Source organism: Fodinibius salsisoli (genome assembly GCF_026229185.1).
Taxonomy (GTDB): domain Bacteria; phylum Bacteroidota; class Rhodothermia; order Balneolales; family Balneolaceae; genus Fodinibius; species Fodinibius salsisoli.
Genome location: NZ_JAGGJA010000003.1, coordinates 331,153 through 355,863 on the forward strand (window position 1 = coordinate 331,153; position 24,711 = coordinate 355,863).

Sequence of the window (24,711 nt, forward strand, 5' to 3'; positions counted from 1 at the left end):
GAACTAAGTCCTTATTCTCCAAGAAACCTCTTATCCATCGGTTGGATCGTATTCCATATCCACCCACTTGCGATTCTTTCCGCTTTCAATAGCTTTGTTGATAAAATGCACCCCATGCGCACCATCATAAACAGTAGGAAAATCATGCGCCAGTGCATTAGCCTCCTCACCCGATAGACGAGCTGTAATAACATCAGCCACATTAGAATAGATATTTGCAAAAGCTTCAATAAAGCCTTCCGGATGGCCCTGGGGAATACGATTTCCAAACTGGGCAGCATCAGACAAATACGTATTGCCACGCTTATACACTTCTTCTGGAGCATCTTCATACTTTATTCGCAAGTAGTTGGGATTCTCCTGGTGCCATTCAAGCGAAGCTTCATCCCCATAGAGACGAATATTCAAATCGTTCTCCTCTCCCACCGACACCTGAGAGCAATATAAGATTCCTCGTAGCCCTCCATCGTAGTGAACCAGCATATTGGCATCATCTTCAAGCTCATAGCCTTTCCCAAAGCTGTGAATATCAGCATAGAGTTCTGTTAGTTTTTGACCGGTTATATATTCCACCAGGTTTTCAGCGTGGCTGCCGATGTCGCCTACAGCTGAGGAGATCCCCGCTCTGTCAGGATCAAGTCTCCATATATTGTCATCTTCTCCCACTTGGGCCAGCCATCCCTGCGGATATTCGACCACAACTTTTCGAAGTGTTCCCAGCTTACCGTCAGCCACCAGTTTTCGGGCTTCTTTAACCATTGGATAGCCCGTATAGTTGTGGGTCAATGCAAAAATCACATCATGCTCTTCAACCAATCGGCAAAGCTCTTCGGCCTCCTCGATTGTGTGGGTCATTGGCTTGTCACAAACAACATGAATGCCTTGCTCTATAAAAGCCTTGGCTACCGGAAAATGGAGATGGTTCGGAGTAGTGATACTTACAAAGTCAATGCGTTCATCTGCTGGCAGAGCAGCCTCTTCTTCAGCCATCTCTTCATAGGATGTATAAACGCGATCTTCCGAAAGATGCAATTTGTTACCCATTTTTCGTGATTTCTCGGGCTTTGACGAAAAAGAACCAGCCACTAATTCTATCTTTCCATCTAATGCTGCAGCCATACGATGGACTTCTCCAATAAATGCTCCAGGACCGCCACCGACCATACCGTAACGAATTTTTCTATCTATTTCCATTAGCTTAATAGTGTTAAATTATCTGTTTAGAATGATGTATCTAAATAAGAGATTTTAAAAGTTAAATTGCAAAAAATTAGCGGTCAGAAAATGAGCTAAAAGAAAAATATTGCAAATTTCTTGCAACTATCATTTTCCACATCTATGTTGCTTGGCAAGAGATTACTAATACAAGGAAAATTATGGAAAATAAGATAAAGGAATACAATATCTCTCAATCCCCGGAACAGTATGATGCTATCGTGGTTGGCTCTGGCATTTCCGGAGGTTGGGCGGCAAAAGAACTGACTGAAAACGGACTTAAAACGTTGCTTCTTGAACGCGGTCGGGATGTGAAGCATGGAGAAGATTATAAGACTGAGCATATGCCTCCCTGGGAAGCTGAATTTCGTGGAAGAGGTGACCGCAAGCTGTTTGAAGAAGAGTATCCAATGCAGCTTCGATCTGATGTGATCAATGAATATAACTATCACTTCTTTGTTAATGATAAGGAACATCCCTATCAAACGGATGAAGAAGATCCTTTCCTCTGGGTTCGCGGCTATCATGTGGGAGGGCGTTCGCTTACCTGGGGCCGCCAAACGTATCGGTGGAGCGACCTGGACTTTGAGGCCAACCTAAATGATGATATTGCCGTTGACTGGCCTATCCGATACGAAGATATTGAGCCTTGGTACGACTATGTCGAAAACTTTATCGGCGTAAGCGGTCAGGAAGAAGGCTTAGACCATCTCCCTGACGGGCAGTTTCTCCCTCCCATGGATATGAATTGCGTAGAGAAAGATGTGCGGGAGAAAATCAAAAATAACTTTGAATACCGGACCATGACCATTGGTCGTTGTGCTGTATTAACCGAGCCCCATAAAGGGCGGGGTTCTTGCCACTACTGTGGACCTTGTTCCCGAGGATGCAGCGTAGGCGCCTACTTTTCCAGCCAGAGTAGTACCCTGCCAGCTGCACGAAAAACCGGAAACCTTACGCTCCGGCCCAACAGTATCGTCCATAGTATTATTTACGATAAGGAAACAAATAGAGCTACGGGCGTACGCGTAATTGACCGCCTTACCAAAGAAACGAAAGAGTTTTATGCAAATGTAATATTCTTGAATGCCTCCGCCCTTGGCAGCACCCAAATCATGCTCAATTCTACTTCGGAAGCCTTTCCGAACGGTATCGCCAATTCCAGTGGAGTGTTGGGACACTACCTGATGGATCACCACTTCCGCGTAGGTGCCTCCGGTTCATTTGAAGGGTATACAGACCGCTACTACCACGGCAACCGGCCGAACGGTATTTACATACCCCGATTCCGAAATATCAATGAACAGACCATCCAGGATAGCTTTATCCGAGGTTACGGATTTCAGGGCGGGGCCTCTCGCTCCGGCTGGGGACGTGGAACCAATATGAAAGGTTTCGGTGAAGAATTTAAAAATAAGCTGCGGGATCCCGGGCAGTGGAATTTCTGGCTGACCGCCTTTGGCGAGATTCTACCCTACGAAGATAATTATGCCGAACTATCAGATAAAACCGATGACTGGGGAATTCCACAGCTTGAAATTCACGGTTCGATCAAGGATAATGAACACAGTATGCGTAAAGATATGGCAGCCACAGCTGCTGAAATGCTTGAAGCTGCCGGTGCTAAAAACGTTAGTACCAATGAAAATGAGTATCTGCTGGGTGAGGGCATTCATGAAATGGGTACTGCCCGTATGGGGCGTGATCCTAAAACATCAGTCTTAAATGCTCATAACCAAGCTCATGACGTTCCCAATTTATTTGTGACCGACGGTGCCTGCATGACATCCGCAGCCTGTCAAAACCCATCAATTACCTATATGGCGCTGACTGCCCGGGCTGTTGATTTTGCAGTAGAGGAAATGAAAAAAGGAAATATTTAATGATACTCGTGAGTAATGAGTCTTGAGTACTGAGAGCTCTTTATACATATCCTACTCAAAAACTCATAACTCACTACTCACTACTCAAAACCTATAAAACTATGGATAGACGAGAAGCAATAAAACAACTGGCATTTTTAAGTGGAGGAGCTCTTTCACTGACAACCGTAGCCGGTATTATGGGAGGCTGCTCAGCCGAAAGTGGAAGTAGTGGGTTTACTCCACAGACGTTATCTGCTGCGCAAAACAAATTAGTAACCGTTTTTTCTGAACGAATTATTCCGGCCACTGATACACCGGGAGCAAAAGCAGCCAAGGTCAATGAGTTTATTGACCATATGCTTACCAATTGGAATACCGATCAGGAAAAGGAACACTTTCTGAAAGGTCTTAATCATGTAGAGGAATTTAGTAACAGTGAATTTGGGAGTAATTTTGTAGAGCTTTCGAAAGATGATCAAATCTCATTGATGGAACAGCTGGAACAAGAAGCAATTGATAATCCCAATCCAGTACCAGGCTCCGACTTAAAACCTTTCTTCTCGATGATGAAGGAGTTTACCGTTGTTGGTTATTATACCTCCGAGATTGGAGCTTCTGAAGAGCTCAAGTCAAATCTGGTTCCCGGATACTATGACGCTTGTATGCCCTATTCGGAGGTTGGGAGGGCTTGGTCGTAAACCTCAACAACTAATTAGAACGGCTAAGCTGAAAATTACAGCCAACATTATACACCTCAAATTTTCAGTTTAGCTGCTTATTTTATTAGCCTATCTACTTCAAATAAAATTACAATTATTTCTTTGCAAAGATAAAGGAAAAGCGATATTCTAAAACTAATTAATTAAAGAGTGCGTCTTAGACGCGAGTCTCCGAGTACTCTTCGGATTCCTTTTAAGGTTTTGCCCTCTTTATTTAGCTAAACTGCAATTTAAGAAATTAACAGCCTCTAGCTATGTTTTACAAAACCTTTACATCTTTACTTGACTGCATATCTTGCGACATTAGAAAGTATATTTCCTATATAGAGAGATTATTTCTAAATTTTTCCAACCTAGTATTAGTGAATTACACGTCTTGCTCTTTATCTGTACAAGATATGGAGCGTCAAACTGCTTATTTAGCGGGTTAAGAAGTCGTTATTCTATCGGATTTTCAATGTTATTACAACAATGTTGATAGGTAAGCTACTAACCCGATATTCATTTTAGAATACTGACCTCTAAAAAATGGAGGTGTCAGCTATGATTTTTAAGAACAAAAATATCCAGAGAATATTCATCAGAATACTTATTGCCTTTGCAATTGTTGCCTTGGTTGAATATTTAGTTATCACCTTTTTGAGCTCTAAACCCGTTATAATGCTTAAAGTGCAAGGTATAATTGGTGTTACAATTATTGCCTTCCTTATTCACAGCTGCTATAAAATATGGGTTATATATAACTTGGATCATCCGCTATCTGAAAATGGTGACTCGGACCATTAATAAGTAGTCTTTAAAATTTTTCAACGTTTAATCTATTAGTGTCAAGATAATGAAGCATAAAAATTTAAAAAAAGAACTGGGTCTTTGGGATGTTTATGCCATTGCCACAGGAGCGATGTTTAGTTCAGGTTTCTTTCTTTTACCGGGACTCGCTGCTGCACAAACCGGCCCATCCGTTTTCATAGCCTACTTTGTTTCGGGCCTTATTGTCTTACCTACGATGTTTAGTATGGCTGAGCTGGCAACAGCTCTCCCCAAAGCAGGAGGAACATACTATATCATCGACCGAAGTTTAGGTCCCATTTGGGGAACCATTGGAGGATACGGCTCATGGCTTGCGTTGGTACTTAAAAGTGCTTTTGCCCTTATCGGTATGGGAGCCTATATATCCATCTTCATAGAGCTTCCTATTACAGCCGTAGCAATTGTGTTGACAATTGTTTTCGGTCTTCTCAATGTCGTCGGAGCCAAAGAGACTACCGCCCTTCAAAAAATTCTGGTGGCTGCTCTTATCTCTATTATGACCTTCTATATTCTACAAGGTCTTTTTGCGGTTTTCTCCGTTGACTTTTTTGAAGTGACTCAAAGACAGTTTACCCCCCTCTTTACCGATGGCGTTACCGGATTTGTGGCCACTGTGGGTATGGTCTTTGTCTCCTATGCCGGCCTCACAAAAGTGGCCAGCATTGCAGAGGAAGTAAAACAACCCGATAAAAATATCCCTCTTGGAATGTTTTTATCGATTTTTTCAGCTATCCTCATTTACGTGGTTGGAGTATTTATTATGGTATCCTTGTTAGATCCTACTGAATTAAGGCAAGATCTAACTCCCGTGGCTACTGCCGGAGAAGTTTTTATGAACTGGTTACCTGGTGAGACCGGTATTATACTCATTGTAATTGCGGCTGTAGCAGCCTTTGCTTCTACCGGAAATGCCGGAATTATGTCGGCCTCACGGTATCCCTTGGCTATGGCGCGAGATAAGTTATTTAATCCCAAATTTTCTCAGCTTAGCTCTATGGGGACTCCCCTCTATGCCATCATGGGAACGGTTGGATTAATGATTTTCTTCCTTCTTGTCTTTGATGTAACACAGGTAGCTAAATTAGCCAGTGCCTTTCAGCTACTTTTGTTTGCATTGCTTAACCTGGCGGTAATAGTGATGAGGGAAAGTAGAATTGAAGAATATGATCCGGGCTTTAATTCTCCCTGGTACCCCTGGATGCAGATTGCAGGTATGCTCTTATCAGCTATTCTGATCCTTGAAATGGGCCTCCTCTCTATTCTCTTTACCGTTGTGGTTTGTACCTTTGGAGTTGCCTGGTATTACTATTACGCCCACGGAAAAGTAGATCGGCAAGGAGCCATATTCCATGTTCATGCTCGATTAGGTAAGCGCAAAGACTACGGCCTGGAAAGAGAAATGAGAACGATCCTCCGTGAAAAGGGGCTTCGTGAAGAAGACCCCTATGAGAAAGTAATTGCACGATCTATTGTTATCGATGAATGGGACAAAAATATAAGTTACAAGCAAATTGTTGATAGAGCCTCAAAGCTTCTTGCTGAACGTATGGGGCTGAACGAAGATGAGCTTGCCAAAAATTTCTATGAAGCTCATGGCATGGGTACTATCCCCATTGGCAATGGTGTAGCTATTAATCACACCCGCCTTGACAAAGATATTTCACCCGAAATGGTGTTAGTTCGTATTTCTGATGAAATTGTTGTCTCAACCGAAGGCTTTGATATTTTAAATGAGCAACAGACCGGCGAGACAGAAAAACTCAGGACGTTGTTCTTTTTAGTAAGCTCATCTGAACAATCAGGGCAGCACTTGCGTATTCTTGCCCACCTGGCTGAGATGATCGATAACAAGCATTTCATCCAGCGCTGGAAGACGGCCCGGGATGAATCAGAGTTGCGAGAAGTTCTGCTCCGGGATGAGCGGTTTATTAACCTCAGGGTTCGAACAGGCACACCATTGGAAAACATGGCCGGCAAGCAGATCAGAGAAGTTGAACTGCCCGGAGAAAGCCTGATTGCTATCATTAAAAGAGATGGTGCCATTAAAATACCACATGGAAACACCGTCATCGAAGAAAATGATGAGCTCTCTATCATTGGTCAAAAAGAAGATATCCAACAACTTAAAGAGCTTTAGGAGGTAACGACCGCTCCCTCGAAGGAGCTATCCAGTTTTCACCCAAGGCTACCCTTGTTGCTCAAACAATAAAAAGTAACAGGGGTAGCTTTTATTTTTGATTACTATTTATAGTTGGGATTTTCGATTAGATAGTGCACACTTTCATTGCCTAATTTATCCACTACAGAAATAGCTGCGCCAACAAATGAACCATGCCTGTTAGCCTGTGATAAAACAATACTCTGCTTCCATCCAGGATGTACATCCACCGACCAGTGGGAGCCGTACTTCTTTTTCACAATCCAAAGCCAGGGCTCAAACCCTTGTTTTGTATGCAGCATCAGCGAAAACTTTGAGCCTAACTGCTGTAAAGTAGCGCTGGGTTCAGGTGGCTTTTCTGCTTTAATCCAACTTGTTGCAGGTACAAGCGCCTCATCCTGATAAACATCCGTAAGCAAATGACCTGAAAGCTTATCCGGATTTTGCATTAAAGCCTTCATACTGAAATGAATGGTTCCCGTAGCATCCGGATTAGCCTGCGTGATTCGGATCTGTCGTTCAATTTCACTGGTTGGCCATTTTTCTTGTACAGATCTAAGTTTACTGGTGTACAGTCCGGGCCAAATATGCCGTTCCCTGATATTTTGCTGGCTCCACCAATCCAGAAGTACAGGAAAGCTTTGCGGTTTCTGCTCAATTGGCCAGTACAGCTGCGGTGCAAGATAGTCAACCCAACCTTCATGCAGCCATTTTCGTGCATCGGCATAAAGCCTGTCAAAAGCATCAAAACCTTTAATTTGCTCTGGATGGCCCGGCCGCCATATTCCAAAGGGCGAAATACCAAACCGTACTTGGGGATCGATCAGTTTAATTTCCTGACTCAAACGTTCTATAAATTGATTCACATTCTGTCTTCTCCAGTCTCCACGCTTAACGGATCCATTTTCTCTCATATACTTTTTATATGAGGCTAAATCCGGAAAGGGAGTATCTTTTCCATCTGTACCTGTAACTGGATATGGGTAGAAATAGTCATCCAGATGTACCCCGTCGATGTCATACCGGCGCACTACATCTGCGATAACATCAATAGAATATTGACGCACACGAGGTTGGCCCGGATCCAGCCAGAGATATCTTCCATACTTCACTACCATATCCGGGTGTCTGTTTTTAATATGTCCCGGTGCAAAATCCCCCTCTGCTGCCGGATGGTAAGCCCTGAAAGGATTAAACCACGCATGTAATTCAAGTCCGCGCCGGTGGGCTTCTTCTACGGCAAACTTCAGTGGATCGTAATAGGGTTCCGGCGCTTTGCCTTGCTGCCCCGTCAAATACTCTGACCAAGGCTCATAAGGCGAATCATAAAGAGCATCGGCCGAGGGTCTCACCTGGAAAACAATAGCATTCATATTCAACAGCTGGGCTCGATCCATCATTGCCCTGAGCTCTGCCTTTTGTTGGGCCACAGAAAGGCCGGGTTTAGATGGCCAATCAATATTATCTACTGTTGCAATCCATGCTCCACGGAATTCGCGCGGTGTCTCGGGTAATTCGCTGTAGCTAATCAGTTCAACCTTATCTTCCGGTTCCGGTTTTGGCTGTTCTTCTGGAATCGGCTCCTCAATCTCAGGTTCCGGTGGATCAACCTGTTCGGGGGCTTCGTCTTCCCTATCCTCTTCTTTTACCACTGTCTGTGAAGTTGAACACCCCAGCATTAAAAGAATGGTAACAATCAACAGCAGGCAAGAACCTTTTTTGAAATAACAGAAACGATGAATTGAGGAAAATACTTTTTTCTTAAATCTGAATAACACAGATGGAGTAAAGTTAATCATACAGCAAATATTGTTTTCGCTTTTCTTTAAAGACATCAGCTTCCTCTTGCGATTCGTTAACAATTGCTTGAGCTGATTGTCCCGCCGTTATCCAGTCATGAAACTGGCCAGAACCTGCAAGCGTATTCAGGCGGGAGGGACGGAAAAAATTGACTTTTGCAGAATCAGGGGCAGACCTATAAAAAGCCGAAAGCACGTGAATTCCAGCAGCAAATGGATTGACAGAGTCGGCTTGTGTTATATGGTATCTGATTCCTTTTAGCTTCTTGCCTTCTAATTTTGGCTTTGTAGACATACCTTCAATACTTCTTGGAGTAAACGTAGCAGCAGAAAACCTTAATCCTGGTAACTGCTTTCTATTTAATCTCTTTGCCAGTGAGTCTCCATCAGCCCAGGGCGCTCCCAAGATGATAAATGGTTCCTCGGTTCCGCGCCCCTCACTCATCCAGGTAGCTTCAAATAAACAGGCCCCGGGATAAATCAGGGCCGTTTTAAAATCCGGTATATTAGGGCTTGGTGCTTTCCAGGGCAATCCGGTCTCTGGCCACAACATATTCCGGTTCCAGCCCTTCATTTCTACCACCTTTAGGTTGAGATTGCTTAAACCACCGATAAACGATTCGTCTTTTACCATTTTAGCAAATTCTCCAACCGTCATACCATGGGTTACGGGAATCGGATATAACCCTTTAAATGATTTATAATCCTGTGGAGGTGTAAATCCTTCTACTTTAGCGCCTCCAAGAGGGTTCGGACGGTCCAGCACCACATAAGGAATGCCTTGCTCGGCCGCGGCCTGCATGGTATATCCCATCGTGGCAATATACGTATAAAAACGAGCCCCAACATCCTGTATATCAAAAACTAATACGTCTATACCCTCAAGCATTTCAGGGGTTGGCTTTCGGGTATTTCCATACAGACTATATATTGGAAGTCCCGTTTCCTGATCAGTGCTATTTTTGATATGGGCGCCGGCATCCGCTTGGCCCCGGATACCATGCTCGGGACTAAACAGTGCCTTAAGTTCAACATTCTCGGCATGATGCAAAAGATCAATTAACAGGGAGTCTCCCACTATGGCACTATGATTAGTTACTAACCCCACATTTTTCCCTTCAAGGATGTCGAAGTTATTATTTACAAGATGCTGGGCACCCGTCACGACTTTTGCACTGGAATCAGAAGTCTTTTTCTCGGGAGATTGTTGACAGGAGATGAAAAATAACCCAAGTAGAATAACTATTTTTTTGATATTCATTATACGCCCTATTACCATTGTAATAATTATTTCCCTGTAGTATTCCTTTTAAAAAATAGCTCAAAGAAGTGAGAACTGCTATACCCAATGGCTTCTCGTAATTCTTAGATTTACCTTGCTCCCATCCCTTGCTGGAAGCAGTAAAAGATAAGACTGACCCCTGACGTTTATCCAGAGATCAGTCATTATAGTTATTCTATGGGGATTCCCAGCCGGGATTCTGCTCTAAAGTAACACCATTGTTTTCGTATAACGTTATTTGATCTAATGGTATGGGAAAAAGATAAACACGGGGATCGTCGAATCGCCGCTGTGATTGGGTTTCAAATGCAGGCACGATATACCCCTCTTCTGCCCCGCCTTCGATTCGAACATCTCCTTCTGTAGCCGGATACTCAGACCTTGCAATCCATGCTCCTCGGTTGATGTCTTTATTTTCGATCGTGTCTACATATTCTAATTTTTTCCAGCGTTTTAAGTCATCCAGGCGAAAACCTTCCATCATGAGTTCTACTCTGCGTTCTCGACGGATTTCCCAGACCATCGACGGGACGGATGGATCGCGCTGAGGATCATCATAGACTTCCCCATTTACAGCGGGTTGCCCCCCTATTACCTGGAGATCTGGCATATTAATTCCATCTCTGTTACGTAGCTTATTAATAGACTTATCCAGATCCTGCTGGGTCAAATTACCCAACTCGGCGCTGGCTTCGGCATAATTCATTAATACCTCACCATACCGAATAACCGGTGCATCCGTAGTATTATCATTCGAATTACCTTCTGGCAAATCTGCGATGGACTCATTAAGAAATTTATGCTGGGCATATCCAGAAGTAGAATAATTTCCATCTATACCGTTTAATCGAAGCTCCTGCACAAAGGTTTCCGTGATACGCGGATCACGATTGGCCATCACATTTTCTATCGTTTTGTCGCCCTGGTAGTTTGGTGAAAGTGCGATTGGCAGGCCATCAGTGGCCAGGTAAGCTTCAATGGCGTCTTTAGAGGCACCGGTTTGTGGTTCTTTATTAGAATAGCTGTTTAAACTATGTGTAATGCTACCCGTTTGGTACTTCCGATAAAGTATTATTTCGGGATTACCTCCCAAATCAAGCGAATTAAACAGCTCTCTATAGTCGGCTGCTACCGAATACCGACCAGAATTGATTACTTGCTCGGCTGCGTCTTTGGCCACCTGTAAGTATTCTGATGCCTTTTGCTCATCAATGCCATGATATTTTAGATAGGTACCATGATACAAAAATACACGTGACATAAATGAAAGTACTACATATTTGTTAATGGTAAGTCCCTCGGTCCCGTCATTTGCTCTTACATTTTCGACTGCATACTGAAAATCAGCCAATATATTATCCATCACCGCAACATGCGAATCACGCTTTTTATACAGTTTATCTTGTTCATCTTCTTTTAGTACCTCGCTGTACCATGGTACTGCACCAAACCTCTTAACAAGATCGTTATACTCCAATGCTCGAAAGAAGCGTCCAATACCCGTCCAATGGTTAATAGCTTCCTGATCCATGGGGACCTGCTGCACCCGATCTATAAAAAGATTCACCTTCCGTACCCACCCAAAGTACCATCCGCCGCCTGAGGTAGGCACATTTCGAACAAAATTAGGTGGACTTGAAGGTGCAAAATCATCGTTCAATGACTGCCCGGAAAAGTAATCACCCCAGCCGAAGCTTTGTCCGTATCCCTGAAAATAGGCTTCATAAAATCCCCAGGAAAAAGTACGCACATTGCTTTCGCTGGTCCAATAGGTATCATCGGTAAACTCATCTTGGGGTGGTTGTGTCAAAAAATCATCCTGACAGCCTGTTGCCACTACGCACAGGAGTACAAAAATCGATATGTAAAATGAATATTTCATAACGAGGTTTTAAAAGGTTTAGAATTTCATGTTTAAGCCGGCAGAGATAACTCTCTGAAATGGATAAACGCGACCGAATGAACCGGCTCGACCTGTATCTGTGTAGTTTGTCTCCGGATCAAGGGGAACGTTTACATTGTCAAATTCAAACAGGTTTTCGCCACTTACATAAACGCGGAGACTTCCAATTTTGACTTTAGAAGTAATTGACTTCGGCAAAGTATATCCAATAGTTATGTTTTTCATCCTAAAGTATGACATATCGAGAATGTAGCGTGTTTGAGGCCGGAAATTACGGGTATAGCTTGACTGTAATTGATTTGTTGGTCGAGGATAAAAGGCATCCTTATTTTCCGGTGTCCAATAGTCGAGCTGGTTTTCGAACCATCCTTCCCACGGACGATAACCTGGCACAAATACCGGTCCATTGGCCCAAAATTCACGCTTACCAACCCCTTGCAGAAATACACTCAGATCAAACCCTTTCCATCCACCACCAATACGCAGTCCGTATTGAAACTTAGGCGTAGAATTACCAATCACTTTTTGATCACCGGGATCGTCAACCGTATTTGAGCCATATGTTATTTTGCCATCTCCATTGAGATCCTTGAATTTGACGTCACCTGGTCCGAAGGAAAAAGAACCATCTTCCAGCAGCGATTGATCCGGGATACCCTCTTTTAAAAGATATTCCCCATCTTCGTCAGTCAGCAGATTACCACTGGCATCTTGTTGAAAGTCGTCCCGGGTAAACAAGCGGTCCGTTTCATAACCCCATATTTCCCCTAAAATACGACCAGTACGATAGCTGCCAATTCCCTGTGTGGTATTGGCATATTTGGTAATTTCTTCTGTAAAGTTAGACAGTGTTCCTGTAAGATTGAGATACCCCTCATTTTCAAATGAGTGATTCCAACCTATCTCAAGCTCCCAGCCTCTTGTTTGTAATTCGCCATAATTCCTGCGGGGTGAGCCTGTACCAAATGTGGAGGGCAGTGTTATTCCGGCGGAAAGCATATCGCTGGTGGTTCTATCATACCAATCAAAGGTAAGGTTTAACTGGTCTTCAAAGAACCGGGCATCAAAGCCAAAATCGAGAGTTGTAACGGTCTCCCAGGTAAGGGAAGTTGAAACCGCTCCCGGTGTTCCAAAGGTAACTTCATCTTCACTGCCACTGATTAACCAGTCTGAACCATAAGAACCCATTGTAGCAATGTAAGGATAGGCCCCCACGGCATTATTTCCTACCGAACCATAAGAAGCTCTTAATTTTAAGAACGTAAGCGCAGGTTTTGAAAAATCCATAAAGGATTCCTCACTAATTTTATAACCCGCTGATACTGATGGAAAGAAACCCCACCGTTGATTTGAAGGGAACCGAGAAGATCCGTCATACCTGGCATTAAGCTGCAACAAATAAGTATCTTCAAAAGAATAGTTGATACGGCCAAAAAACCCTACAGTAGACCAATTTGTCCGGGCACCATTGACAAACTGATCGCCATTGGCCAGGTCAATTTCCCCTTTACTGGGATCAAGCAGCCCCTGGCGCTCCGAATATTGGGAGGTAAAATCAAACTGCTCAGCTTCCCCACCAGCCAGTATTTTAACCGAATGCTCATCGAGATCATTTTCATAGGTTGCTACTGCTCGTAAATTGCTGCGTCGGGTCCAGTCAGAGGTATAATTAACATTGTTAAAGGTGGGACTGGAATACGTGCCATAGTTAAGGTTGCCTCCACCGGCCCAGAAATTGTACCCCTGAATATTGCCTCCCGTTTGGTCAAGATGGTCTTCCTTACGATTGTAAGTAAAGTCCGTATCGATTGTTAACCCTTCTGTCAAGGTTGCCGTACCTCCAACGGTAATGCGAGATAACGAAGAAGTATATAGCGATTCACTGGCTTGTTTTATGCCGGTAACTGCACTCCGAAATGGTCTGCCTTCATAAGTGCCATAAGGATAGGTGCGTGGCCAACGATACAGATAATACCAGCTATCATAAATAGCACCATAATTAGTGTAGGGGCGGGTTCGCTCCGTTTGTGCAAACATAAATTTTCCGCGCGCATCCAGCCAGTTATTTACATCTGCCTGCAGCCCAATATCTACATTATATCGCTGCCATTTGTCATTACTGATATCAAGCACACCCTCTTGGCCAAGATAACCCAATCCTATGTTGTAGGTTGTTGCTTCCGTTCCGCCGGAAACACCTAAATTATGTTTCTGCATCGGAGTCCACTCTTTCATGAACTTATCCCCTGCATCCCATGGGCGATAAAAGAATAACCGCCCGTCACGGATCTCAAAATCGCGCCCCATAACCATTTCGTCACTTAGATTTTGATCACCATACTGCTCTTCCCATTCCCTCATTTTTTGGATGGCTGTTTCATCGAAATACATGCCGACTACTCCAAAAACGTTGGTAGAGGGATTAGATCGTTGCAAAGCATTGAATGCCATTTCTGTTCCTTCTGCGGCCGGAGCTAAATTCAAATCATTAGTAGGCGTCGCAAAAGAAAAGCTATTCGAATAGTTAATTTGTGGGACACTATTTTTATCCCCAAGCTTGGTTTTAATTAGTACCGCTCCCCAAGCCGCACGGCTTCCGTAAATGGCTGTGGATGCAGCATCTTTCAATACAGAAATAGATTCAATATTCTCTGGGTTAATTTGATTGAGGCTCTCTACTTCAACCCCATCAACCAAAATAAGCGGTGAAGCTCCACCTGGTGAATTGAGTGATCCCTGCAAGCCACGGAGTGTAATGCTTGAATTTGTTCCTATTTCTCCCGTGGCATTTGTCACGGTGAGGCCTGCTACCGACCCCTGTAAGCCGCGTGCCAAATCAGTTATAGGCCGTGATTCAAGAGTTTTTTCGACATCCACAGTAGATATACTGCTTGTCAGGTCGGCCCTTTCTTGGGTTCCATATCCTACAACCACGACCTCATCCCCTGTTACAGCTTGAGCCTGCAGGTCTACCTCGAGACTATTTCGACCGGCAATTGGCACTTCTCGAGTCTGAAAACCTACAAAAGAAAAGACCAACGTATCCTGTAATGTTGGAACCATGAGATTGAACTCACCATTGCTGCCTGTGGTAGTCCCTTTTGTAGTCCCCTTCACCATTATATTTACACCGGGCAACGTTTCACCGTTGCTTGCGTCAGTAACTATTCCACTAATTTCTTCATCCAGTTGAGGCTCTGGTTTTTCAGCTGGCAGAATGATGAAGTTCTTATTGCCAATCTGCTCAAATTTTAAATACAGAGGGTCAAGCAGATTACGAAGTACTGTTGCGAGCTTTTTATCTCTGGGTTTTTGTCGTTTTACAAATTTTTGCTCTACCAAGTGACTTTTATAGATAAAAGTCGTTTGATATTCTTTCTCAATTAAGTCTAGTTGCTCTTTTAATGGTATTACCTCTTGTAGGTTCACATTATTTCGCTGAAGTGTTAAAACTTCTCCTAAATCTTGTGCCTTTGTTGGCATTTGTCCCACAATGCCACATAATATGAAAAATAGTATCAGTCTCTTCATTATCATATCCATCGAAGTTTTGGTTAGTATTTAGACATTTTATTAATCCATATGCGCTATTTGCCAGGTGAACCTATTTGTATTACACCTTTCTTTCTTGTTATAGGTTGTTGCAGAATCTTCTCGAGCGCTTGCAAGAAAATAGGAAGGTTATCATTTGGAATAGATCCAGAGATTTCAGTTTCCCCGATTTCATGATCCATCATTACCAATTCTACCCCATAAATATGCTCTATGCGCTCTGCGACATCAACAATTGGCGTATGATCAAAAATCAGTTTGTCGTCTGTCCATGAGGTATACAGCTCAGGATTAACCTGCGTAATGAGTATTTCTTCATGCTCAGCAGTAAATTGACTCAATTCCCCGGGTTTCATTGTCCGATTTGCTCTATAATGCCCCGTCTTATCAATTACGCCTACCCTTACTTTACCTTCTTTCAATACAACCTCAGTACCTTTATTAAAGGTATTTACATTAAATTTGGTGCCCAGTACCTGTACATTACCATCCGGAGTATGGACAGTTACCGTCCGTTTTTGAGCACCTTTTTTATGTACGATATTGAAATAAGCTTCCCCTTTAAGCCAAAGCTGTAAATCTCCGGCAGGAGATTCCGGTAACTTTAAGGTAGAATTGGCATTCAATTGTACCGTAGACCCATCGCTAAGAGTCAACAGTCTCTTTTCACCGAATGCTGTAGATCTTGTCAGAAATGTTGGTCCCTCCTTTTGGACAGGCTCCTCAGGATCATACGAAAAATATAGGCTACCTAATACCACCATGAGTAACAAACCAACCGCTGCAACGAGTGGATAATATGATCTGTTCCGAGCTTGCCTGGTAATCGTATGCTTTTGCGCCCCTTCAAACTTATCCACTGATTGGTTGAGCTTTGATAACTCAAATTCCATATCAGCACGCTTGTTTTCCTTAAACCGGAAGTTATTGTGTATTTGAATTGCCTCTTCCTTTACCTTCTCACGGGCGGGATCTTCCTTGAGCCAGGCTTCCCACCCTGCCCTTTCCATCTCTGAGGCATTTCCTTCAATCCAACGTACAAAAGATTCATTCGCTAAAAGTACTTCTATTTTGTTGCTATAATCTTCCACAGTCTATCTATTATGTCGAAATAAAATGAAATGCTTATAACCAGCCTAACCAAAGAATGTGGGCTAGCTTACAGCATCATTCACCCTATAAGACACAACCAAAGATATAGCGTACTCAAATTTCTCGAATCTTTTTTAAGCTACCGGCATTAAAATGTCGAATAGCCTTTCTAATCAATCCATGGCATACCATACAGGAGGGTTCTCAAACTTTTGAGTGCTCGAGAAAGGTGATTGCGAACACTTTGCCGATTGATATCCATGACGTGGGCTATTTCACCATTTGATAATCCATGATAATATCTCAGAAAAAGTGCCTCTTTTTGTCGACCATTGAGAGCATTAATAGCTTCAAGTAACTTCTCTTTCTTTTCGCGCTCTAACTCCTTTTCAATAACAATCTCCTCTGTAGAAAAGGACCTGCTAAAGGTTTTATCCAGATAATGCTTATTTCGTTTAATACGGGTTTTGTGACTCTTCTTTATTCGCAACAAGATGCGCCGTAACGAAAACAATAAATAAGCCTTAACCGATTGGGCTTGGCTAAGCGCTTCACGACGTTTCCACAAACGCAAGAAAAGTTTCTGAATTCCATCCTTAACAACCTCTGGATCAGAAACCAATTTAATACCGTAATCATATAACGGTTCATAGAACAACCGAAAAAGCTGATTTAAGGCCTTCCGATTACCCTCACATAAAGATTCCCAAAGTTCTTCACTGCTTTGCCCCTTATCTAATTCTTTACGTTCGTTATGCGGAATCATGTTTTTATATGAGACCAATCCCTAAAGTAATCTTCAAATTTTAGCCGTAAAAAATTAAATAGCGATTTTGAATGCCTTTATCAATAGGGATCCATTTTTGTTAAAAGCATTTTACATCTAACAAAACAGAAGGGTTTGGTATCATAACTCTCTCTTATCAAGAAACTGGTCAAAAGGACCCAATTCTTGAAAATCAATACACAGGAAAGCTAAAAAAAGAGGTACTATATCAGGATTTCCAGCTCATTTAGGTGTTAAAAATGAAATAAAATGTCCTCAACTCTGGATATGATACTACTCGTCATCAAATAATAAACTAAGAGTTTCTTATATAGGTTTTAACTTTTCATGCTGACTATGGTGAGATAAGTTGCATAAATCCTACAGCGCTGCTGGCCTCGTACGACTGAATTTTACCTGTTGGAGCGGGCACATCGTAATCCCGGTACATCAGCGTACGGGCTTCATCTCGGTTTCGCCAAGCGGTATTCACATTGTTTTGTAGCCATGGCAAGTACTGCTCCTGTCCTGCATCCTCGACAAGCATATCCATATATCGCGCGAAAATTGCCTTCAAGACGCCCTGTTCATTCCAATCCCCTTCTGCGGGCAGAATTCCATCCTCGTTGGACATCTCCTCTTTCGTATAATTCGCGGCAAGGATAGCATCATCCAGATATTGCTGCTTTCCTGTTTCCTCATAAAGCATTACGGCCGCCCCAATGGCGGTACCTTGGTTATAAGTATAGTCTTCAAATCCCGGCGGATCCTCGCCCACTTTATGGTCGGCCACGCGGCCTGAAGCTTCCTGAAACAGGTTTCTTCTTGACCATCTATAAATGTTCTTTGCTTTTTTGAGATACTCGGATTCGTCCGTAATATGATATAATCGCATTGCTGCAATGACCGTCGGATAGTTGATGCACGCATTCTTTCCACTGTGGTCAAAGTTCCAATACATACCGCCATCCTCAGGGTCATAGGAATCTCTCCACACACGGTCAAATCCTGTCTTAGAAAGCTTCAGATAGTTCTCATTCCCGGTAATAGTATGAGCCCGGGCCAACGATATGACCCACCACATGATGTCATCATAGATAAACCACTCTTCTTTGTTTTCCCAGTTGTAGCCGGCATATTCTCGGTATCCTCCGTCGTAGATATCATGGATCATCTGCTCATATCGGGCATCGCCCGTACGCTCATAGGCATCCATAATGATATCCCAGAAAATGGCTTGCGTCCATATGGAACCCAATTCCTTCTGTTCCGTTGTTTCGTAATAGAGGTTTGCTTTTTTTGAATAAAAGTGCTCATTAAACGCTTCGAGGGCGGTTGTGGCTTCAGCTTCGGTATATGCTACTTTAGATTCCGACGCTGATGTTGACTTTGCGGATTTATCTTTGACATCTGAGCTACATCCCCAAAAAAGAAATACCACTGTCAGGAGAAATATAGTATGAGTTAACTTCATAGCAATATTAGAAGACTTATTTAAAATGAATCAGGATACGTACATTGCTTACTACTACAAATTTTGATGGTCTCTCCCTTTAAACGACCGAAAATATTCTTATGATTCTCGAATCTATTCATAACCAAGAATTCTTGGGGTAAACTTTTGGATAAAAGGAACCTCCTGATAAAGGATTGATGGTGCTTAACCCTCAATGTTTAGCAATCGCCATTCGCTTATTTGAAGTAGACTACTACCCGCATTCGCTGTTATTGACAGCCGATACTGCTGATATGTAACTTCCGAATCAAGCTCATATATCGCTGTCTTATTTCTTAATGAGAAAGTAGCATCACTGATTTCTTCTATCACTTCCCAGTCCTCCCCATTATCGGAACCCTCAAAAGTCCAACTTTGAGGGTCTCTTGGAGGCGCATCATTTCCGGAGGTTAACGTATAGGCATTGACAGTAACACCTTCATCAAATGACTGCTCCATCCAGAAGTCAGAAGTATAGCCAAAGATTAAAAACTTTGAATTTTTATCTCCGTCAGTAAGCTTTAAAGATCCTTCATTGGCCGTAGCACCTCCCGGATTTTCTTGGCTTACCGCCACTGTAGCATCAACACTAAGATCGTTGATACTTCTTTCTTCGATTCCAGATAAGGGACTTAGGTCATCATTACAGGTGCTTACCGTTATCCCAATGATTACCAGCATCAACAATGATTTACAAAAGTGGCTAATTCTAAACATAGTATAAAAAATTTTCTTACTTGTATATTGTAATAGCTGCCGTTCTTAGCTATTGTTGTCAGTCAGCTTTTCTCCGGCAGCTATGATTTAAAAGATTACCAACCGGGATTTTGAACCAGGTTTGCATCAATATTTACCTCATCCTGAGGAATAGGATACAGGTAATGCTTTTGCTCAAAAATCCTTTCCTCAAATGCCACCTCATTATAGAACTCAGACTCGGGCGTGGCATTAATATCCATTCCGTACTTAGGCCCACCGGCGGTCTCCTCAGCTATTTTCCAACGTCGGGTATCGAAGTATCGTTTATCTTCGAAGGCCAGCTCCACCTGACGTTCATGACGGATGGCCTCCCGCATTAGTTCCTGGGATGAAGGAGCCGGCAGGTTTTCTGATCCATACTCCGGGATACCTGCCCGGTTGCGAATGCGATTTAAATACTCCAGGATATCCGGGTTGCCAGGGTCATACTCATTGAGTGCCTCCACATAGTTCAGGTAGATTTCTGCTAACCGCATCATGGGAATTGTGGTATTACCGCTTCCAACTCCTACATTCTTACGTACTATATAGCCGGTAGGCGTATAATCATTTCCTCCAATGCGCTTGCCTGAATTCCCTTCGTACCAGGTCTTAGTAATGATGGGCTGTGGATCTGTATTCAGCCACTGGCTGCCATTGTAGGTAATACCTACATAGAAGCGGGGCTCACGATTAGTCCATGGATTGTAAGTTCTACGCGCTTCGCTATCATAAGGCGCCTGGTAGTCCGAAAAGCCAGACTCTTGATATCCTGATTGGGGATCATCAATTGGACGACCATTCTCCATAAAATAAGCATCCACAATGGTTTGTGTAGCTCCAAGCCCTCCGGCTCCCCGATTTTCAGAAGCCGAACCGGAGTGGTATGGAGTTTTAGCATATTGGTCGACCCCCGCACCGGGACGCGCCATAATGATTTCGCTATTCCAGTCTTCTAACACCACGTCCCGAGTAGATAGGTAGGGAGAAAACTGACCATCGGGACCATTTTTACGATATAATGAGAAGGTTCCGGGCACATACTCATCAATAAATTCTTTAGCTGCATTGGCTGCTCGCTCCCATTTGCTCTCATCATACTGCTGACTGATAAGCTGAGTACCATCGGGGTTTTGCAAGGAAGCGTAATCGGTGTTCCCATTATAAAGCGGACTCGCTGCCAACAGCAACAGGTTAGACTTAATACCCTGCAGGTAGGGCTTGGTCATTCTACCGTAATAGGCATTATTGGGAGGTGTTGCTGGTAAATCAATGGAGGCGGAATCCAGCTGGTTCACCACAAAATCAACGCCTTCGTCATAAGGAGTCCGTTTCTTTTGCACCTGATCAAGGGAAGCGTCCGGTGGAAGGAGTTCATTGCCGAACATGACTACCGGCCCGTAGATTTTCATCAAGTTATAATAGAATATTGCTCGTAAAGCCCGGGCTTCTGCCTTATATCGAATGATCCGTCCCTGATCACAGGCTCTACACTGATCTACGTTCTGCATGAAATAAGTGGCTGAACGTATTCCCTGGTAATAATTAGACCACATCTCGCTTACGTGACCTGTTGTTGCATCCCAAGCCCCAATATTCACCGAGTTTTGGAAATAATAAGACCAGACGAACTCAGCTTCATCCGATGCCCCCGTCCATGGGCCATTGTTTCCACCTGTCCACCACCGTTGGTTATCATTGGGCAGGCGTGAATAAATATCGGCCAAAAAATCTTCGACCGTATTTTCTTCCGAAAAGGTTTGATCGAGTGTCAAGCGGTCATCGGGTACCTGGCCTAAGAAATCAGAGCAAGACCCTACGATGAGCGCAAGCAACAGTACCGTGCCTAAATGTTTTAAACTATCCATTATGCTATTCATCTGTTTTAAAATTGTATGTCCAATCCTATAGCGTATACTTTCGTATTGGGGTATGCTGATCCATTCGTCGTATTTAACTCTGGATCCCACAGGTCAAATTCACTGAAGGTGAGCAGATTCCGTCCCCGGAAATAAATACGTGCTGACTTCAGGGCTGTCCCTGTAGTCATAGAAACTGGCAAGGTATAGCCAAACTCAACCTCTTTCATCCTGATAAAATCAAACTTCCGAGTCCAATATGAACTGGTTTGAAAGTTGTTGTTATTTTGTGCTTCTCCATAAGCCAGTCTTGGATAAAAAGCATTCGGATCAGGGTTCTCCTCCGTCCATCGATCGGTAGCGATGGCATAAATATTACCACGCCCGCCCCCTCCCTGGAAGGGATGAATGCCGTAACCGTTAATTTGATCTTCGGACCCGAACTGTGCCTGGAAAAAGGCTTGTAGATCAAAAGCTTTATAACCTAATGTTATACCTGAACCGAGAGTGAGATATGGAACATCTCCCCTTGCAATTTTCTTTCGGTCAAACGCATTGATAACCCCATCTCCATTCAGATCTTTATATTTGATATCGCCGGGCAGCACTTGACCAAACTGTTGTGCATGATCATCAATCTCTTCCTGGCTTTCAAACAGCCCCACGGCCTCGTATCCATAAATAGCCAGCAGGTTATTGCCCCTGCGGTCCATCCACGGATAAGGCTGGGGCGGCTGGTCATTCTCAACAATTGTATCTTTGTTGTAGGTAAATTGTGCCTGGATGCCAAGATTGAAATCCTGGCTCAACCGGCCGTTGAACTTCAGTTGTCCATCGAACCCTTTGTTCTCAATGACTCCTAAGTTTCCATATGGGTCGGATGTTAAGCCCACAAAGTTCGGAATGGAAGTACGCCGCAGAAAGATGCCTTCTCTTCGCTCTTTAAAGAAGTCAACGGTAAGCGATAACTGATCCTGGAGAGTCCGTATTTCTATCCCTAAATCCTGCTTTCGTGATTCGGACCAACGCACGTCTACCCCATATTCGGACACGTTAATACCGTTACGTCCACTTCTGTTCAGCCCATAGTAATAGGCATTGCCATAGCTCTCTAACAGAGTAAGATAGGCAAAACGCCGGCCATCGGTACCGCTGGCACCTACAAAACCATCTGAGTATCGAATTTTAAAGAAATCAATGGCCCCACTTAAAGGTTCAAAAAACTCTTCATTGGAGATCACCCAGCCCACACCGGCAGAAGGGAAAAAGCCGTAGCGGTTTTCACGTGCGAAGTTCTCTGATCCGCTATATCCAAAGTTCGCTTCAAAGAAGTATCGGTCGTCGTACGAATAGGTTCCACGAAGCGCCAGGGACTGTTCTCGGTGAGGAATCGAGGCTGTAAAATCACCCGCAAATGCGTTCTGTTCATCCAGCTGGCTATAGACTAACACCCCCGAAACCTGGTGGCGTGATCCAAAGTCATTCTGGTAGTTCAACGAACCCTGCAGATAGTACTCACGACCGCCGCTGTTTCTCCGATCATATCCTAACGTATTATTCCCTTCATATGTCAAATTATAATAATAGCTCCCATCCACATCATAAGGATCACTGGGGTTGATATAATAGGTGTTGGGTCGTTTACCTCTGATAACTCGGTTCAAACTATTGGTATCAAAACCAAATACCCCCTTTAGAGACAATCCTTGAATCAGTGTACCCAAGTCTTGGGTAAGCTCGAGGTTCGAAAATAACTGGCTGTTGAACTGATCCGTATAACCTCGGTTCGTTGCATCTGCATAGGGATTTCGCTCACCTCCGTTGGGATTACGACCGGGCACCAATCCCCCCGGATACATAATGGGATAAGCCACAGGTGAGACTTCCAAAGCCTGGTTAAAGACCCTCCCCACACCATCAATTGGATTATCAGGGTCACCTGCAGGATATTGCCGGTCTTCTAAATATCCGCCGATGCCTAACTTTGCTTTGGTGGTAGGTGTTACATCAAGAGTTACGTTTGACTGTAAATTGTATTTTTTATAATTGCTATTCGTATTGTAGTCGGATGAGTCACTGTTTACGAGCAACCCATTTTCATCATAATAACTCAGAGAGAGATAATATTGTGTACTTTCAGAGCCTCCACTCACATTGGCATTAAATTGTCGGTTTTGACCATAATCGTTAAATACGGTTCCCATCCAATCCACATTTGGGTACAATAAGGAATTTGTTCCATCGATCGTGTTCTGGATATCTTCATCTGTATAAATAGGGTTTCCACCGCGCGTGGTGTTGGCTTCGTTCGCCAGCCGCATGTAGGTTGGACCATCGGCCAACTCCGGAACCCTGGTCAGCTCCGTGACTCCCTGGTAGTAATCCACATTAATCGAGGGTTTACCATCCATACCTTCCTTGGTTTCAATGAGGATAACCCCATTTGCTCCCCTGGTACCATAGACCGCAGTAGCCGAGGCATCTTTTAAAATCGTAAGACTCTGGATGTCTTCCGGATTTAGGCTGTTCATGGGCCGCTCTACGCCATCAACCATGACAAGAGGACTACTGTCTCCAAAGGTAGAGATACCCCGAATCCAAATATCGGAGGCATCCGAACCAGGCAAGCCCGAACGTTGCACCCCTACAACTCCGGATAATCGTCCGGCTAATGAATTTGTTAAACTTCCTGACGACTGTTTCAACTCGCCAACCTGTTCATTGGCGAGGGAAGATTGGGAGCCAATCAAACTAATTTCTCTTTGTTCACCGTATCCCACTACTACAAGCTCATCGCCGGTAATGGTGCCTGGCAGTAAAGAAATTTCCAGTTCTGTTCGTCCATCTATAGGAACTTCTTGGGTTTGATAACCAATAAAAGAAACAATCAGCGTATCGGTAAGTGCCGGAGCATCTAAGGTAAACTCTCCGGTGGCATTGGTAGATGCACCGATGGATGTTCCCTTTACTAAAATGTTTACTCCGGGAATTGTTTCACCGGATTGGGCATCAGTCACTACACCCGAAATGGTAACAGCTATCTTTTCTTCTGCCGTTTGTAGTTTCTGATGGATAACCAAGTACCCTTTCCTGGAAAGCTTGTAATCCAGTGGGGTATCTTTCAAAACATATTCCAAAGCATCGGTAACAGGCATATTCTTTTTTTGTAGAAATACCCGACCTTCCTGCAGAATATCCCCCCGATAACTGAGCTTTAAGCCAGACTTTCTGGCTATTTGTCGCAAGGCCTGTTCTATAGATATTTCCGAAAAATTGATATCAATTTTCAGGTCAAGCTCTGCTTTATAGAATTCATCAGAAATAGATGGTACTTCTTGTACATTTGCCAAGGTACTTTTGTTGGGCTGATCCTGTGCCATCGCCCTGCCGAGGGTCATAGTCATTAACAAAAGAACTATCACTCCCAGCAATCCCGCCTTTTTATCCGTTAGTATCAT

Annotated in this window: 14 protein-coding genes; 3 read left to right on the forward strand and 11 right to left on the reverse strand. The window is 43.5% G+C overall.

Translation table 11 applies throughout. The features are described 5' to 3' along the window. Positions 1 to 30 precede the first annotated feature (30 nt). Positions 31 to 1,194 carry a Gfo/Idh/MocA family protein gene (locus tag J6I44_RS06355; RefSeq protein WP_265765175.1) on the reverse strand — a complete coding sequence of 388 codons (1,164 nt, stop codon included), beginning with the start codon at positions 1,192 to 1,194 and terminating at the stop codon, positions 31 to 33. Between the two features lie 182 nt (positions 1,195 to 1,376). Between J6I44_RS06355 and J6I44_RS06360 the strand changes: the two genes are divergently transcribed. The 3 genes from J6I44_RS06360 (at position 1,377) to J6I44_RS06370 (ending at position 6,746) form a co-directional block, all read left to right on the forward strand. Next, a complete protein-coding gene (locus J6I44_RS06360; protein ID WP_265765176.1) occupies positions 1,377 to 3,098 on the forward strand; it encodes a GMC oxidoreductase in 1,722 nt (573 codons plus the stop codon). A gap of 101 nt (positions 3,099 to 3,199) precedes the next feature. Then, complete coding sequence (locus tag J6I44_RS06365; RefSeq protein WP_265765177.1) at positions 3,200 to 3,778, forward strand: gluconate 2-dehydrogenase subunit 3 family protein; 579 nt, start codon at positions 3,200 to 3,202, stop codon at positions 3,776 to 3,778. 856 nt (positions 3,779 to 4,634) lie between these two features. Further along, entirely contained in the window at positions 4,635 to 6,746 is a 2,112-nt protein-coding gene (locus tag J6I44_RS06370) for an amino acid permease (protein ID WP_265765178.1), read from the forward strand. Between the two features lie 104 nt (positions 6,747 to 6,850). Here J6I44_RS06370 and J6I44_RS06375 read toward each other — a convergent pair whose 3' ends face one another. The 10 genes from J6I44_RS06375 to J6I44_RS06420 form a co-directional block, all read right to left on the reverse strand. Continuing rightward, on the reverse strand, positions 6,851 to 8,467 hold the full coding sequence (locus J6I44_RS06375; protein ID WP_265765179.1) for a glycoside hydrolase family 10-like protein: 1,617 nt from the start codon (positions 8,465 to 8,467) through the stop codon (positions 6,851 to 6,853). Positions 8,468 to 8,558: 91 nt separating this feature from the next. Further along, the gene (locus J6I44_RS06380; RefSeq protein WP_265765180.1) at positions 8,559 to 9,827 is read right to left on the reverse strand and encodes an exo-beta-N-acetylmuramidase NamZ family protein; all 1,269 of its coding nucleotides are present in this window, start codon (positions 9,825 to 9,827) and stop codon (positions 8,559 to 8,561) included. Positions 9,828 to 10,023: 196 nt separating this feature from the next. Further along, complete coding sequence (locus J6I44_RS06385; protein ID WP_265765181.1) at positions 10,024 to 11,730, reverse strand: RagB/SusD family nutrient uptake outer membrane protein; 1,707 nt, start codon at positions 11,728 to 11,730, stop codon at positions 10,024 to 10,026. A gap of 18 nt (positions 11,731 to 11,748) precedes the next feature. Further along, positions 11,749 to 15,282 carry a SusC/RagA family TonB-linked outer membrane protein gene (locus J6I44_RS06390; protein WP_265765182.1) on the reverse strand — a complete coding sequence of 1,178 codons (3,534 nt, stop codon included), beginning with the start codon at positions 15,280 to 15,282 and terminating at the stop codon, positions 11,749 to 11,751. A gap of 56 nt (positions 15,283 to 15,338) precedes the next feature. Next, positions 15,339 to 16,394 (reverse strand): FecR family protein, encoded by a 1,056-nt coding sequence (locus tag J6I44_RS06395; protein ID WP_265765183.1) that lies wholly within the window; start codon positions 16,392 to 16,394, stop codon positions 15,339 to 15,341. Positions 16,395 to 16,564: 170 nt separating this feature from the next. Then, positions 16,565 to 17,161 (reverse strand): RNA polymerase sigma factor, encoded by a 597-nt coding sequence (locus J6I44_RS06400; RefSeq protein ID WP_265765184.1) that lies wholly within the window; start codon positions 17,159 to 17,161, stop codon positions 16,565 to 16,567. A gap of 355 nt (positions 17,162 to 17,516) precedes the next feature. Further along, positions 17,517 to 18,635, reverse strand: a complete 1,119-nt coding sequence (locus tag J6I44_RS06405; protein ID WP_265765185.1) for a glycoside hydrolase family 76 protein — start codon at positions 18,633 to 18,635, stop codon at positions 17,517 to 17,519. A 186-nt stretch (positions 18,636 to 18,821) separates the two neighbouring features. Further along, positions 18,822 to 19,373 (reverse strand): discoidin domain-containing protein, encoded by a 552-nt coding sequence (locus tag J6I44_RS06410; protein WP_265765186.1) that lies wholly within the window; start codon positions 19,371 to 19,373, stop codon positions 18,822 to 18,824. A gap of 95 nt (positions 19,374 to 19,468) precedes the next feature. Then, complete coding sequence (locus J6I44_RS06415) at positions 19,469 to 21,262, reverse strand: RagB/SusD family nutrient uptake outer membrane protein (protein ID WP_265765187.1); 1,794 nt, start codon at positions 21,260 to 21,262, stop codon at positions 19,469 to 19,471. Between the two features lie 17 nt (positions 21,263 to 21,279). Beyond that, positions 21,280 to 24,711, reverse strand: coding sequence for a SusC/RagA family TonB-linked outer membrane protein (locus J6I44_RS06420; RefSeq protein WP_265765188.1), 3,432 nt, complete (start codon positions 24,709 to 24,711; stop codon positions 21,280 to 21,282).

Coding starts and splice junctions, on each gene's coding strand:
- J6I44_RS06365 (WP_265765177.1), top strand. CDS start 3,200: ATGGATAGACGAGAAGCAATAAAACAACTGGCATTTTTAAGTGGAGGA.
- J6I44_RS06415 (WP_265765187.1), bottom strand. CDS start 21,262: ATGGATAGTTTAAAACATTTAGGCACGGTACTGTTGCTTGCGCTCATC.
- J6I44_RS06355 (WP_265765175.1), bottom strand. CDS start 1,194: ATGGAAATAGATAGAAAAATTCGTTACGGTATGGTCGGTGGCGGTCCT.
- J6I44_RS06420 (WP_265765188.1), bottom strand. CDS start 24,711: ATGATACTAACGGATAAAAAGGCGGGATTGCTGGGAGTGATAGTTCTT.
- J6I44_RS06370 (WP_265765178.1), top strand. CDS start 4,635: ATGAAGCATAAAAATTTAAAAAAAGAACTGGGTCTTTGGGATGTTTAT.
- J6I44_RS06360 (WP_265765176.1), top strand. CDS start 1,377: ATGGAAAATAAGATAAAGGAATACAATATCTCTCAATCCCCGGAACAG.
- J6I44_RS06400 (WP_265765184.1), bottom strand. CDS start 17,161: ATGATTCCGCATAACGAACGTAAAGAATTAGATAAGGGGCAAAGCAGT.
- J6I44_RS06405 (WP_265765185.1), bottom strand. CDS start 18,635: ATGAAGTTAACTCATACTATATTTCTCCTGACAGTGGTATTTCTTTTT.
- J6I44_RS06390 (WP_265765182.1), bottom strand. CDS start 15,282: ATGAAGAGACTGATACTATTTTTCATATTATGTGGCATTGTGGGACAA.
- J6I44_RS06410 (WP_265765186.1), bottom strand. CDS start 19,373: ATGTTTAGAATTAGCCACTTTTGTAAATCATTGTTGATGCTGGTAATC.
- J6I44_RS06380 (WP_265765180.1), bottom strand. CDS start 9,827: ATGAATATCAAAAAAATAGTTATTCTACTTGGGTTATTTTTCATCTCC.
- J6I44_RS06385 (WP_265765181.1), bottom strand. CDS start 11,730: ATGAAATATTCATTTTACATATCGATTTTTGTACTCCTGTGCGTAGTG.